The 13,495-nt window shown below is 47.4% G+C and carries 12 protein-coding genes; 8 read left to right on the forward strand and 4 right to left on the reverse strand.

Annotated features, from left to right (window positions below; genetic code table 11):
* Positions 1-6: 6 nt before the first annotated feature.
* Entirely contained in the window at positions 7-708 is a 702-nt protein-coding gene (locus tag NW199_RS05100; RefSeq protein ID WP_258333842.1) for a carboxymuconolactone decarboxylase family protein, read from the reverse strand.
* Between the two features lie 515 nt (positions 709-1,223).
* On the opposite strand from NW199_RS05100, the gene NW199_RS05105 reads away from it, so the two are divergent.
* Positions 1,224-1,562, forward strand: a complete 339-nt coding sequence (locus NW199_RS05105) for a hypothetical protein (protein ID WP_258333843.1) — start codon at positions 1,224-1,226, stop codon at positions 1,560-1,562.
* A complete protein-coding gene (locus tag NW199_RS05110) occupies positions 1,543-2,010 on the forward strand; it encodes a hypothetical protein (RefSeq protein ID WP_258333844.1) in 468 nt (155 codons plus the stop codon). Before NW199_RS05105 ends, NW199_RS05110 begins: the two co-directional genes overlap by 20 nt.
* Before the next feature lie 86 nt (positions 2,011-2,096).
* On the opposite strand, the gene NW199_RS05115 is transcribed toward NW199_RS05110, so the two are convergent.
* Positions 2,097-3,296 (reverse strand): M20 metallopeptidase family protein, encoded by a 1,200-nt coding sequence (locus tag NW199_RS05115; protein WP_258333845.1) that lies wholly within the window; start codon positions 3,294-3,296, stop codon positions 2,097-2,099.
* Between the two features lie 323 nt (positions 3,297-3,619).
* On the opposite strand from NW199_RS05115, the gene xpt reads away from it, so the two are divergent.
* The 6 genes from xpt (at position 3,620) to NW199_RS05145 (ending at position 11,163) form a co-directional block, all read left to right on the forward strand.
* On the forward strand, positions 3,620-4,186 hold the full coding sequence (gene xpt, locus NW199_RS05120) for a xanthine phosphoribosyltransferase (protein WP_258333846.1): 567 nt from the start codon (positions 3,620-3,622) through the stop codon (positions 4,184-4,186).
* Positions 4,187-4,196: 10 nt separating this feature from the next.
* Positions 4,197-5,567: a uracil-xanthine permease family protein gene (locus NW199_RS05125; protein WP_249091354.1), complete on the forward strand. Its 1,371-nt coding sequence runs from the start codon at positions 4,197-4,199 to the stop codon at positions 5,565-5,567.
* A gap of 143 nt (positions 5,568-5,710) precedes the next feature.
* On the forward strand, positions 5,711-8,347 hold the full coding sequence (leuS, locus tag NW199_RS05130) for a leucine--tRNA ligase (protein ID WP_258333847.1): 2,637 nt from the start codon (positions 5,711-5,713) through the stop codon (positions 8,345-8,347).
* Positions 8,348-8,454: 107 nt separating this feature from the next.
* Complete coding sequence (locus NW199_RS05135) at positions 8,455-8,967, forward strand: LPS-assembly lipoprotein LptE (protein WP_022473574.1); 513 nt, start codon at positions 8,455-8,457, stop codon at positions 8,965-8,967.
* Positions 8,957-9,970, forward strand: a complete 1,014-nt coding sequence (gene holA / locus NW199_RS05140; RefSeq protein WP_258333848.1) for a DNA polymerase III subunit delta — start codon at positions 8,957-8,959, stop codon at positions 9,968-9,970. Before NW199_RS05135 ends, holA begins: the two co-directional genes overlap by 11 nt.
* A gap of 5 nt (positions 9,971-9,975) precedes the next feature.
* On the forward strand, positions 9,976-11,163 hold the full coding sequence (locus tag NW199_RS05145; protein ID WP_258333849.1) for a THUMP domain-containing class I SAM-dependent RNA methyltransferase: 1,188 nt from the start codon (positions 9,976-9,978) through the stop codon (positions 11,161-11,163).
* Here NW199_RS05145 and NW199_RS05150 read toward each other — a convergent pair.
* Positions 11,160-11,531: a GtrA family protein gene (locus NW199_RS05150; RefSeq protein WP_258333850.1), complete on the reverse strand. Its 372-nt coding sequence runs from the start codon at positions 11,529-11,531 to the stop codon at positions 11,160-11,162. The two genes, NW199_RS05145 and NW199_RS05150, sit on opposite strands and share 4 nt — an antisense overlap.
* Positions 11,518-13,494 (reverse strand): heterodisulfide reductase-related iron-sulfur binding cluster, encoded by a 1,977-nt coding sequence (locus NW199_RS05155; RefSeq protein WP_258333851.1) that lies wholly within the window; start codon positions 13,492-13,494, stop codon positions 11,518-11,520. The genes NW199_RS05150 and NW199_RS05155 overlap by 14 nt, the downstream gene beginning before the upstream one ends.
* Position 13,495 lies beyond the last annotated feature (1 nt).

A 13,495-nucleotide genomic window follows, 5' to 3' on the forward strand; every position in this document is an offset into this window, starting at 1 on the left:
GAAAATTTATTTCTTACGAGATTGCAAAACAGTTTTTAGCGCCTGATCGGCCAAATCTGCTTCCTCTGAGCCGACCTTATCGCGAAGGACTTTTACGAATTCGTTCAAGTCATCAGGCGTCAATCCAACGTTTAGGCACACATTCAAATGTGAACGTAATTGCGTTGGAGCGGGCAAGGAAGCCAACGCCGAAACGGTCGCTATTTCACGAGCCTGATGATCAAGCACATCACTGGCAAAAATATCGCCAAACAGATGTTCTTTAAGGTATGTATCAATTTCTGGTGAGAAGTCGTAAACAGGACCGGCCGCCGGGCGTCCGATCAATTCCGTTTGAACCTTCGTACCCAATTCACGGATATTTGTTCCTTTCGGCAACGGAGTAGGTCCTCTGCCAACCTTATCGTTGATTCCAGAAGCCTTTCTCTCTTTCAGTAAATTAACAAACACTCCTAAACCGGTCAGACTTCTTGGGAAGCCCGTATAGGCGTACATCTGCACCAGGACTTCCTTAATTTCATTAACGGTTAGCCCATTATTGAGTCCTTCGGTCAATGCTTTCTTTAAAGCTTGTTCATTACCCTGAGCCGTATAGGCGGCGATAGGAACAATGTTGATTTCTCTAGAATCCAATGAGGCGTTAGAAACCGCAGGGATGCTCAAAGCCATAACGGCAGAAAGAACGGCAGCAGCAGTTTTTTTCTTCATAGCGAACTCCTTGATGAGAAAATGCTCTCGAGACCTAACTATCTGATCTCATTGCATTTTTATTGTATGAATTCAAGGAGTTGAACTTTTGCCAATAACTAAGGAGTTTTTGTCAAAAATTTCGCGTAAGAAAAATAGATAATTTTTTGAGTGTTTTAGTCAAAATTGACAAATAACCAGTTATTGGTCGTTGGAAAGTAAGTTTCTTCAATTAACTCGTCTTTCCGGCGGACAGAAAACGACAAATCCTGCTTTTATCTCGTGATCACGGTTTCAAAAACAAAGTGCAATTGATGAGGCATAGCATCTGAAAAACGACAGAACATATCCGCATCTCCTGGCACATACTGCCCTCCAGAGAAGTTTTCCAAGTCTGCATTAGCGTGATCTTTTAACATTGCTTATCGAATTCAAATGCGTACTTAGGCACACCTCGTAGTACCTCACGGTAGAGTTGGCCTAAAAATTGCAAAGTGTCTGATAGCAAACAATCCAAATATACGTAGAGTTTCGGTTTGTGGTTTCATCTTGAGGCTCTTTTACGTTCTTTCAAATCCTCTAAATCTCTAAAAGTACTCGACGCTTTGGGTTTCCGTTACGGCCCCTCTCACACAGAATTAATGCTGACGCCCAAAGGACCTCGCTTGATCGAAACGGCGGCGCGCCCCATGGGAGGATTTTTCCCCAATGATTTGATGCGACAAATCTTTGGCTTTGATCACGCCGCTCTGACTCTTGATGCGGTATTGGATCCAAAAGCATTTAAACGCGTCGCGGCGAAGCCCGAATACTTCCTCTCTCCTAAAAATTGTCATCTCCCACGCCCACCATCCGGTGAAAGCGCTCTACTATGAAGCCATTGCTTACGAAGCGACCGTTGTTAAACGCTGGGAATTTGACCTGGTTAAACGTAGCGGAGAAATTGTTGAAACCGTTGATTTGGAAACCGCGGGTGGAGAACTCTTTATTGCAGATGAACGAGCAGAAATCGTTTGGCTTGCCTATGAAGCCATGAGACGCCTTGAAACCGATTGCCAAGAGTGGTTATACGGTTCTGAAGACCTTCAAATCACTACACCGATCATGCATGCCGTGGACTCCGTCCCGTTTACAGAACATATTGTCTTGCCGTGGCTTAACGTCATTCGACACACTGGGGCATTTTCAAGAAACGCTCAAAGCGGTACCAGCTTGATGGTGGAAACAGACGGGATGACAACAAAAGAAATTACAGCCTGTTCTTCGTTGCTAGGTATTTTCGGCTGGCGGCAAATTGAATACGGAGCCTACTACAAACTTTAGCTGACTATATTGAATTACCAATCGGCTCTCAGCTTCATCGAAGAAGCTGAGAGCATTTTTTCAGTTAATCAACACTGAAACAGCGTTTATTTGGCCAATGCCTCCAGACGTTTAATTGCCATATTGGCTACAACGCTGACAGCAACCGGCAAAACCTCGTCATTGAAGTCAAAGTTTGGATTGTGGAGACTGACGGTATGCTCATCATCCTTAATACCAACGCGAATAATGCAACCGGGCACTCTTTGCAGATACTCGCTGAAGTCTTCTGAACTCATGAAAGGATCAATCACTTTAACGTGATCTTCTCCCAAAAGTTCACCGGTCACCTTCAGCGCCGCCTCTGTCTGAGCCGGGCTATTGATGACAGAACCGCATTCATGGACGTACTTCAATTCCACTTCACAACCGTTGGCTGTGGCAATGGACGGCACCATGGTCTTGACGACCTCTTCGATCTGAACGCGTGTTTGCGGCAAGAACGTGCGAATGGTGCCGCTTAACGTACATTCTGCGGGTACAACATTCATGGCTTCAAAACGACCAGCATTGATCGAGCAGATGGAAAGAACCGCCGTATCAATCGGATTGACCTTACGGGAAACAATCGTTTGCAAAGCCGTTACGATTTGGGCTGCTACCGGAATGGGGTCCACGCCTAAATGAGGACGGCCACCATGAGTTCCCTTCCCCTTCACCGTGATGTAGAGACTGTCTGAGGCAGCCTGCAAAGGACCTGGTTTGAAACCGATCGTTCCCTTGGGCAACATCGGTTCTGTATGGCCACCATAAATTTCTTCAATACCATACTTTTCCAGTAAGCCAGCTTCAATGAGGGTACGCGCACCCTGGCTAATCTCTTCTGCAGGTTGGAACACCAAAACGACTTTACCCGGGAAGTCACGATGGGAAGCTAAATAACGAGCCACGCCCAAAAGCCAAGTTGTGTGGCCGTCATGTCCGCAAGCGTGCGCATAACCTTCATTTTGACTGACCCAATCCTTGCCGCAACGATCGTTCATCGGCAGGCAATCCATATCGGCACGAACACCGATCGTGTGTCCCGGGCGATTACCCTCAATAACAGCAATAACTGCTCCCTTGACAAAATCGGTATTGATATCCGTGACACCCCATTGACGAAGGTGATCACAAATGACACCAACTGTGCGCTCGGTATTAAAACCGTACTCGGGATGACTATGAAGATCGTGACGAATTGCTGTTAATTCATCTGCCCACTGAGCCACGTCAGGCAACAAACGGTCTGCTAGCAGTACTGCCATTGTTATTTCTCCTAAAGAAGGGATCAAACGCTACATCACAATAATTAATATCGTTAGTCGTTTGAATAAAAAAAGTCATGAGAAACTTTAGCACTAATGCAGTGATTTCTTCTAAACGAAAGTGGCTAAAGAAGCGAAATATTCTCCGAGCCGTATAATTGCGCCATCTCTTCTTTGTTCTCAACAAGATAGCCTTTGGATTAGGTTCTACCTATCTATTTTCAGAGCTATTTTGTTGGACTAGCAGGTACTCACTGAAATTCTTTACTGAAAGGAGACGGCGTACCGGATCCAACAGGATATCGTCGGGCGCCGAAAATACTATGAAAGCACTCAAAGAGCGCATTCTTCGAGACGGAAAATGTCTTGACGGCGGCATCCTTAAAGTCGATAACTTCATCAACCATCAAATGGATCCCATTTTGATGAAATCCATGGCTGTCGAATTCGTCCGCCGCTTCGCCAGCACCAAGATCAACAAAATTCTAACCATTGAAGCAAGCGGCATCGCTCCCGCCATCATGGTGGGTTACTTGCTCGAATTACCCGTTGTCTTTGCGAAAAAGAAAGTCCCGAGCACAATGGACAATATGCTTGCAACAAAGGTATTTTCCTTTACCAAAAACCGTACTTATGACGTTTGCGTCAGTAAAGATTATCTCTGCCCCGGTGATAAGGTTTTGTTCATTGATGACTTCTTAGCCAATGGCAATGCTGCCAAGGGCATTATGGACCTCGTCAATCAAGCCGGTGCAGAACTCGTCGGCATGGGCTTTTTGATTGAAAAAGGCTTTCAAGCCGGTGGCAACGAACTTCGTAAACTGGGCATTCATGTTGAATCCCTTGCCATTATCGATAGCTTAGACAACAACAAGATCACACTTCGCTAAAGGAAAAAACGTGGCCGAATTAAATCTCGAAGAGCACTCTTACAACTCTAAATCTTCTGAGTTAATTTACGGACTGGAAGACCGTCCTCCTTTAAAAGAGACCCTTTTTGCAGCACTGCAGCATATGCTGGCCATCTTTGTGGCCATCGTAACGCCTCCTTTGATCATTGCGGGAGCTTTGCAATTGGATCTTGAAACGACGGGCTATCTTGTTTCCATGTCTTTGATGGTTTCCGGCATTGCCACGTTTATTCAATGCCGCACCGTAGGCCCCATCGGCTGTGGTTTGTTGTGTATTCAGGGAACCAGTTTTTCCTTTATCGGCCCCATCATCTCCGCGGGCCTCACCGGAGGACTTTCGGCGATTTTCGGCGCCACTATTGTTGCGTCCACCGTGGAAATGTTTGTTAGCCGAATTCTGAAATACACACGCCGCGTGATCACTCCGCTTGTTTCTGGCATTGTGGTGACCTTAATTGGCATGAGCTTAATTAAAGTCGGCATCATTGCTTGCGGTGGCGGCTACGCTGCCAAGGCGGCCGGCACTTTCGGCAATTTTCAAAATTTAGGCATCGCCGCTTTGGTTCTTTTTTCCATCATTTTCTTTAATCGCAGTTCCAACCGTTATCTTCGGATGAGTTCAATTGTCATCGGTTTAGCGATCGGCTACGTTGTCTCCTGGTTCTGCGGAATGGTGGACTTTTCTTCTGTCAAAAGCTACAGCGGCTTCAATGTTCCCATCCCGTTTAAATACGGTGTGTCATTTGACTGGGGCGCCATTATCGGTCTCGGTCTTGTTTACCTCATCACAGCCATTGAAGCCTACGGGGATGTCACCGCAAACTCCATGATTTCCGGTCAGCCTTTCCGTGGCGATCAATTCATGAAACGCGCGCAAGGCGGCATTCTCGCCGATGGTTTTAATTCTATGTTGGCCGGTATGCTCAATTCTTTCCCCAATTCCATCTTTGCTCAAAACAACGGCATGATCCAATTGACCGGCGTAGCCAGCCGTTATGTCGGCTACTTCATTGCCGGCTTTTTGATTTTATTGGGACTCTTTCCTGCCATCGGTTTAGTGTTTTCTTTAATGCCTGACCCGGTCTTAGGTGGAGCGACATTGCTTATGTTCGGTACGGTCGCCGCCGCAGGCATGCGAATCATTGCCAGCCAACGCATTGACCGTAAAGCCATTTTGGTCATTGCCTTAAGTTTCTCGTTTGGGTTAAGTGTTGAACTTGTTCCGGAAATTCTTTCCCAATTCCCTGAGACGCTTCGCAATATTTTTGCCTCAGGCATCACCACCGGCGGTTTAACGGCCATTATTGCCAACACGCTGATTCATATTGAAGAATATCAAGACAACAAAGACGAGCAATAAGCGCATCAAAGCTCCCGAAAGTTCTCGGGAGCTTTTTTCAAAATACTGCATAGGGTATTTCGCTTACCGCAAACTCTCTAAAAGACCGAACAAAACCGTTATACTTTTCAAATTCGCTTAATTAACTGTGATTGGATAGCACTATGCGTGAAACCTACTCTCCGCAAACTGTTGAAGCAGAGGTGCAGGCAGCTTGGAAAAAAGCTGATGTCTACCATGCTCACGAACATGCTAAAGACAAGAACGGCAAAGAAAAACCCAAGTTCTATGTTTTGTCCATGTTGCCTTACCCGAGCGGTAAGTTGCACATGGGTCACGTCCGCAACTACACATTAAACGACGTGATGTATCGCTACCTTCGTATGAAGGGCTACAACGTGATGACCCCGATGGGATGGGATGCCTTCGGTTTACCGGCAGAAAACGCCGCCATTAACCATGGCATTGCTCCGGCCAAGTGGACCTTTGACAACATTGCAGAAATGAAAAACCAAATGCAACCGTTGGGTCTTGCATTTGACTGGAGTCGTGAAGTAGCCACATGTACGCCTGAGTACTATCGCTGGAACCAGTGGATGTTCCTGAAAATGTTGGAAAAGGGCATCTGCTACCGAAAGACCCAAATCGTTAACTGGGACCCGGTTGATAAGACCGTCTTGGCCAACGAACAGGTTGTCGATGGTCGCGGTTGGCGCTCCGGTGCTGTTGTTGAAAAACGTGAAATTCCCGGCTATTACCTCGGTATCACTCAGTACGCTGACGAACTCCTAAAAGACCTTGACACGCTCAAAGGTTGGCCAGAACAAGTCCGCAGCATGCAGGAACACTGGATCGGCAAATCGGTTGGTGTGAAGCTTGCTTTCCCCTACACGATTGACGATAAAGACGAAAAACTGCAGGTTTTCACCACTCGTGCGGACACTTTAATGGGGGTGACATTTGTTGCTATCGCCGCTGAACACCCCTTGGCCAAGCGTCTGGCTCAAGACAATCCTCAGGTTGAAGCCTTTATTCAGGAATGCGCCAAGGGCGGCGTCAGTGAAGCTGATTTGGCCACCCGTGAAAAAGAAGGCGTTCCGACAGGCTTTTGCGTCAAACATCCGCTCACCGGTGCAGACGTTCCGGTTTGGGTCGGCAATTATGTGTTAATGAGCTACGGCGAAGGCGCCGTTATGGGCGTTCCGGCTCATGATGAACGTGATTTTGCTTTTGCTAAGAAATACAACTTGCCGATTAAGCAGGTTGTCGGCATGCCCGGCAAGACTTACAGTACGGACGCTTGGGAAGAATGGTACGCCGATAAGAGTGATGCCACTGAGCTGGTTAACTCCGGCGAGTTTGATGGCCTGACCGTTCACCAAGGCATTGACAAAATCGCTGATGCTCTTCAAGCCAAGGGCTTGGGTGAAAAACAAACCCAATTCCGTATTCGTGACTGGGGTATCAGTCGCCAACGCTATTGGGGTACACCGATTCCTATCATCAATTGCCCGCATTGCGGCCCTGTTCCGGTTCCGGAAAAAGACCTCCCAGTGGTTCTGCCCACTGACTTGGTGCCTGACGGTTCCGGCAATCCGTTAAATAAGTGTGAATCGTTCCTAAAGTGCAAGTGCCCGAAGTGCGGCGGTGACGCAACCCGTGAAACCGACACAATGGACACGTTCGTTGATTCTTCGTGGTACTTCATGCGCTACTGCTCACACGATTGCGACACAGCAATGGTTGATGAACGCAATGATTACTGGGCTCCGGTGGATCAATACATCGGCGGTATTGAACACGCCGTATTGCATTTGCTCTATGCACGCTTCTGGACCAAGGTCATGCGTGACTTGGGACTCGTGAAGTTTGACGAACCGTTTACACGGCTTTTCACTCAAGGGATGTTGACTGCCGAATGCTATTACCGCGAAATGCCCGATGGTAAGAAGCGTTGGTACTACCCGGATGAAATTGAGATCTTCTACGATGAAAAAGCCCGTCCGGTTAAAGCTATTGCTAAGGACGATGGTCTGCCCGTCACCATGGGCGGCGTCGAAAAGATGAGTAAGTCAAAAAACAATGTGGTTGAACCGAAGACCATCATTGACAAGTTCGGTGCCGACACGGCCCGCAGCTTCGTGATGTTTGCAGGACCTCCCGATCAATCGGCCGCTTGGAGCAATTCCGGTGCGGAAGGGACGTTCCGCTTCCTGCGCAGACTTTGGAACTGGTGCTTCAAGAATAAAGAAGCGATTGAAAAGGCGGGTGCTGTTGAAGTCTCTGCCCTTACGGCCGAACTGAAGAATTTGCGTCGTGACATTTATCAGTCGCTCAAGCAGGCAACGGCCGACATTGACCGCATGCAGTACAACACCGTTGTCTCTGCGACGATGAAGATGCTCAATTCGCTCGAAGGCGTGAAATCATGTCAAGATGCCGCCACCGCGTCCGTATTCAAGGAATGCGCCAGTATCTTGATTCGCACCCTTTATCCGATTGCGCCTCATATTACAACGCAGCTTTGGCAAGACCTGGGCTTTGAGTCCGCCATGGGATCTATCCTTGACGCCCCCTGGCCAGAAGTGGATGAAAAAGCGTTGGTAGCCGATGACATGACTTTGGTTGTACAGGTCAACGGTAAATTGCGCGGCTCAGTGACGGTGTCCGCACAGGCCGATAAAGAAAGCATTGAAAAAGCCGCCCTTGAAAACGAGAATGTGAAGAAATTCACTGAAGGCAAAGTGATCCGCAAGATCATTATCGTGCCGAAGAAACTCGTCAATATCGTCGCGGCATAATCAATCTGAGTCACCTCCTGCAACGAGTCCCGAAGCCAACCAAGCTTCGGGACTTTTTGCCTATAATGAGCCTATTGCCTACTGGACATACTTTTGGGAATTCAATTATGGCTTTGGCCCGACGTTCATTTCTTTTTTCTGCTCTGGCTTGCACACTGTTGGCAAGCGGTTGCGGTTTTCATCTCCGCGGACAAGTGACTTTGCCCTTTCAGACGCTCTACGTCAATATGCCGGTCAATGACAAAGTCGCTGCAGATATCAGGCGAATGATTGCGGCCTCAACCAATGTGACAATCGTCTCTCAAGCCAATAGGGCTGATGCTATTTTGGAATTGCTCTCTTCCGGCCGTCACCGTGAAGTGATTTCCGTCAATATGCAGGGTGAGGATCGCGACTACCAATTGACCCTGAATATGACTTTCCGACTGGCAACTCCCGACGGTGAAGAATTTTTCCCGCCGACAACATTTACCGCTTCACGCACCATGTATTACAACGATGACGAGTACCTGTCTCGTGCGTCTGAAGAAAATGTTCTCTACAACGAAATGCAACAGGATCTGATTTCTCAGTTGCTCAGTCGTCTCACAACCGTCGAACCCATCCCGCATGAATATTAAAAGCGAAGAACTGGGGAGAATCCTTGATCGAGAACGCGCTCAAGGGCAACTCTCTCCCCTTTGGATTATCGTTGGAGAAGAGCCCCTTTTGGCGATGGAAGCAGGCGATGCGTTGCGCTTCACAGCAAAAGAATTGGGTTATTCTGAGCGCGTTGTTCTGGCCATGAGTTCAGTGAGCGACTGGTCACCGCTTCTAGATGCGGTGAGTTCTGTATCGCTTTTTGATGATAAAAAAATTATTGAATTAAGATTTTTATCTTCAGGTCCTGGTGTTAAAGGCGCTAAAGTATTGGCTCAATTTGCCGAATTAGTCCCGCAAATTGATTCCACCGTTACCGTTATTCACTTAACACAAACCGACTATTCAACACAAAAAACAACCTGGTTTAAAAATCTTGCCGCGAGTGGCCATGTCATCTCCTGTCAACCGGTTTCCCGAGCACAGTACCCTGCCTGGATTAAAGAACGTTTACGCAAACAAGGTCAAAGCATGCAGGAGCAGGCCTTGAACTTTTTTGCCGAGCAAACCGAAGGGAATCTGATGGCTGCCAAACAAGAGCTCATGAAACTGGATTTGCTGTATCCGGGAAAGGAGCTCACGTTGCGCGAAGTCGAAGACTGTGTGATGAATGTGTCTCGGTATAGCATTGAAGACCTTCTGGAAGCTATCGCTCAAGCCGATGTCGCTCGCACGACTCGAACTGTCAATGGCATGCAATCCGAAGACGAACCCATGCCTTTTGTTTTAATGCGAGTGAGCAGCTTCCTCAGAGACACGCTTGCCCTCACCGTGGATCGACAAGCTCCCGTTATGCCCTCTGTCCGCGCGTTAGCCGGTCAACTCGCCAGACGCTCAACGCCAGCCAAAATTGCCAATATGCTTGCCCGTTGCGCGGATTTAGACCGTTTGGCCAAGGGGCTTACTGTTCAAAATAAAGATGATGTGTGGTCGGAATTAAAAACACTGTGTGTATTTCTTGCCCACGCTGCTAATAGGAAATAATCGTTATGGCTGCCTATCACTTTTTTGCGGTTTGCCCGCGTACTCTTGAGCCGATCTTGGCTCAGGAACTTCAATCATTGGGCGCGCAAAATATCAAAGTCAATGCCGGTGGCGTTCTTTTCGAGGGAGCTCTATCCTTGGCGATGAACGCATGCTTGAGAAGCCGCTATGCCAGCCGCATATTGCTTCGTATCGCTACCAGACAGTACTACGACAGCCACGATATCTACGACATGGCCCACGTTTTGCCCTGGGAACGTTTTTTCGATGTTGATGCCAAAATCCGTGTAGACATTACTGCGCATCGTTCACCGCTTGAAAGTCTGGATTTCACCACCTTACGCATTAAAGACGGCATTTGTGATCGGTTCCGAGAAGGCTGCGGAAAACGACCCAGTATTGAAAAAAACAATCCCGATGTTCGCATCCATGCTTTTATCAACGAGCGTTATTGTACGTTCTATTTAAATTTATCCGGAGAACCTTTGTTTAAACGTGGTTGGCGTGTTGAAAAAGGCGAGGCTCCTCTTAAGGAAAACATGGCCGCGGGCCTTTTGGCGCTCTCCGGTTGGACGCCAGATCAACCTTTATTGGATCCCTTCTGCGGCTCAGGCACCATTGCTATCGAAGCAGCACAAATTGCCTGCAATATGGCTCCGGGCCTAAATCGTTCCTTTGCCTTCGAAAAACTGAACATTTTTGATTTGCAAGAGTGGCAAGAAATGAAAGAGGACGCAAAAGCAGAGATTAATCTTCATGCCCGCATGCAAATTCGTGGCAGCGATATCTCTTCTATCGTCGTCTCAAAAGCCCAAGCTAACGCTCAACGGGCGGGTTTACAGGCTCTTTTAGATGATGGCCGCTTAGTGTTGACTCAAGGCGATGCCCGACAAGTTAGCGCTTTCTCTGACAAAGGGTTCATCGTCACCAATCCCCCATACGGTGAACAGTCCAATCCGAAGAGTGCAACTGTTGCATCCATGATGAAAAATGTTGCCGATAATCTCAAAAAATCTTTCTCAGGCTGGACAGCTTGGATGCTGACAAGCGACAGAAAGTTGCCTTCCCAAATGAGATTGTCAGAATCAAGAAAAATTGTGATCTTCAATGGTCCCTTGGAATGCCGGTTCTTTAAATTTGAGATGGTCAAGGGGTCATTTCGCAATAAAAAAGCGGACTCAGAAACCGCTTAACGAAAAACGAACACTTTCGTTAAAACAAAACCCAACGCTAGACTGGTCGCGGATGAAAGAACAAGGGTAATGAGAGGATACCAGCTACTTTGATCCGCGCACCAACCGATACCCCAAGAAATGCAGGCCATAATAATGGTCATCTTGATGTAACCGGCAAAATTTCGTTGCCTCTGAAAAGTGAACTTTGCGTTCATAACGTAGGAAAACGTCACAGCAATTAAAAAGCCCAACAAATTGGATAGGCTCTGTGAGAAGGTCGCAAACTCATAAAAGCAACCAAAAACTCCCCAATGGATAGCTGTGTTGAGTACCCCAATAGCTGCGTAGGTTAGAAATTGCCGAAACCGATCGTCAACTCTGAACATTGTCTAAACCTTTAGCGACAATTTCAGACAGCTCTTCAATATCCATCCCAGAGAGTACTTTATCCTCGCTCATGGCACTTTCAAACATCGTCAAACAATGCGGACAGCCGACGGCCACTGTTGAAGCTGAACGACGCAAGTCCGTTAAACGAATAAAGTTAATTTTTTTCGTTGAACTTTCCATCCACATTTGCCCGCCGCCGGCGCCACAGCACATTGCCGTTTTTCCTCGTTGCAGATTCTCAACACGAGTGATGCCGCCCACAGCATCCAAAATTTTTCTGGGTGTTCCCACACTATTGTTATACCTGGCCATATAACACGGATCATGGAAAACGACCTTTTCGGCTTGCTTAAGTTGCGGCTTAATACGCCCAGACTCAATCAAACCCAAAATGAGCTGGGTGTGACTTACCACATCAAATTGTCCGCCTTCAAACTGCGGATACTCGTTCTTTAATGTATTGAAGCAATGCGGACAGTGGGCCAAGATATGTTTGAATTGGTACTTACGCAAATTCTCGATATTTTCCTGAGCCGCCAGCTGGAATGTGTATTCTTCCCCGCTTCGTCTGGCGAAATCACCATGACAACGTTCCTCTTGCATAACAGCAAAAGAAACGCCGGCAGCATGCAAAATCTTAACCATAGCTCGCGCAATTTTTTGTGCACGACGGTCATAAGAGGCTGAGCATCCGACCCAATAGAGATAATCAACGGGCTTGCCTTCAGTTGCAATTGGAACATCCAACCCTTTTGCCCAATCCAAACGCGAAGCCGGATCCATTCCCCAAGGATTTCCGACACTTTGAGTATTTTGTAGTGCTTTGGCTAAACCGGCAGGAAATTCACCCATCTCAAGCGCCAAGTGTCTGCGCATATCGACAATGGTTGAGGGTAAATCCAATCGTGCCGGACAGGCTTGCATACATGCCCCGCACGTTGTGCAACTCCAAAGCGCTTCTTTGCTGACAATGTCTCCGACAAGTTCCTTGTCATTGGGGTGATGCAAACGCTTCTTTAAGGATAAAACCAAAGCTTTCGGATCCAAAGGAGCTCCTGCACGCAAGGCCGGACAAACTTCCGAGCAACGGCCGCACTCAGTGCAAGCATCAAAATCCAAGCGTTGCTTCCAACTAAATTGATCAAAGTTGGAAATACCGAAAGATTCCTGTTCCTCAATATCTTCAATTTTTGACAGCTGTCCTTTTGGAGCGAGCTTTCGCCAATAAATATTGGTCGGCGCTTTAAACATATGGCCAAAAAAGGTGAACGGAATGAGCGCAACAAAAATCAAAGCCCCAGCCCCATGGACCAACCACCAGGTAAAGTGTGCCCCCTGAAGCTGATCGGGCGTGAACATTTTGAGGAAAACTAATGAAAAGGCATACCCGACCGGAGAGTAAATAGCCCATTCGGGTTGTTGAGCCGCCAAACGCAGTCCTTCAACAACAAATCCGGTCAACACAATAATGGCCAACGAGGTCAAAATCCAAGCAAAGCGCCAAGAGCGCTCTAATTTTTTCCCTTTAACCGCAAAACGTCTCCATGCTGCGACAGCCAAACCAATTAATGTCAGAAGACCTGCTAAGTCCAAAATAAATTTGTAGGCAAGATACAGGTTACCCTTCAGTAAGCGCGCATCGAACAAATAATGAGCGATATCCCAATCGAGAACCGCGGTCGCAGTACCAAAAAAGAGAAAAACGAATCCCCAAAAGATAAAGAAGTGAATTAAGCCGCTTGGCGTTTTCAATAAACGCCGATGCATGAAGGCATCACGCCAAACTCCCATCCACCGATCTTTCTTATGCTCGGGAAGGTTCTGGGGACGCCCAGCGCGCCAAAGGCGTACACATTGGCAAATGCCAATGATGCAGGCGATCGCCGCAATAAGCCCAACGACATATACACCAATCTCAGCCCAAAACGGAATGTTCCAAAATGCTGGACGAATCGGCATT

This window comes from Parasutterella secunda (assembly GCF_024733725.1).
Classification (GTDB): domain Bacteria; phylum Pseudomonadota; class Gammaproteobacteria; order Burkholderiales; family Burkholderiaceae_F; genus Aphodousia; species Aphodousia faecalis.

What these genes read in the sequence shown, in the direction of transcription:
- NW199_RS05100 (WP_258333842.1), bottom strand. Translation starts at nt 708, where the DNA reads ATGAAGAAAAAAACTGCTGCTGCCGTTCTTTCTGCCGTTATGGCTTTG.
- NW199_RS05115 (WP_258333845.1), bottom strand. Translation starts at nt 3,296, where the DNA reads ATGGCAGTACTGCTAGCAGACCGTTTGTTGCCTGACGTGGCTCAGTGG.
- xpt (WP_258333846.1), top strand. Translation starts at nt 3,620, where the DNA reads ATGAAAGCACTCAAAGAGCGCATTCTTCGAGACGGAAAATGTCTTGAC.
- leuS (WP_258333847.1), top strand. Translation starts at nt 5,711, where the DNA reads ATGCGTGAAACCTACTCTCCGCAAACTGTTGAAGCAGAGGTGCAGGCA.
- NW199_RS05135 (WP_022473574.1), top strand. Translation starts at nt 8,455, where the DNA reads ATGGCTTTGGCCCGACGTTCATTTCTTTTTTCTGCTCTGGCTTGCACA.
- holA (WP_258333848.1), top strand. Translation starts at nt 8,957, where the DNA reads ATGAATATTAAAAGCGAAGAACTGGGGAGAATCCTTGATCGAGAACGC.
- NW199_RS05145 (WP_258333849.1), top strand. Translation starts at nt 9,976, where the DNA reads ATGGCTGCCTATCACTTTTTTGCGGTTTGCCCGCGTACTCTTGAGCCG.
- NW199_RS05150 (WP_258333850.1), bottom strand. Translation starts at nt 11,531, where the DNA reads ATGTTCAGAGTTGACGATCGGTTTCGGCAATTTCTAACCTACGCAGCT.
- NW199_RS05155 (WP_258333851.1), bottom strand. Translation starts at nt 13,494, where the DNA reads ATGCCGATTCGTCCAGCATTTTGGAACATTCCGTTTTGGGCTGAGATT.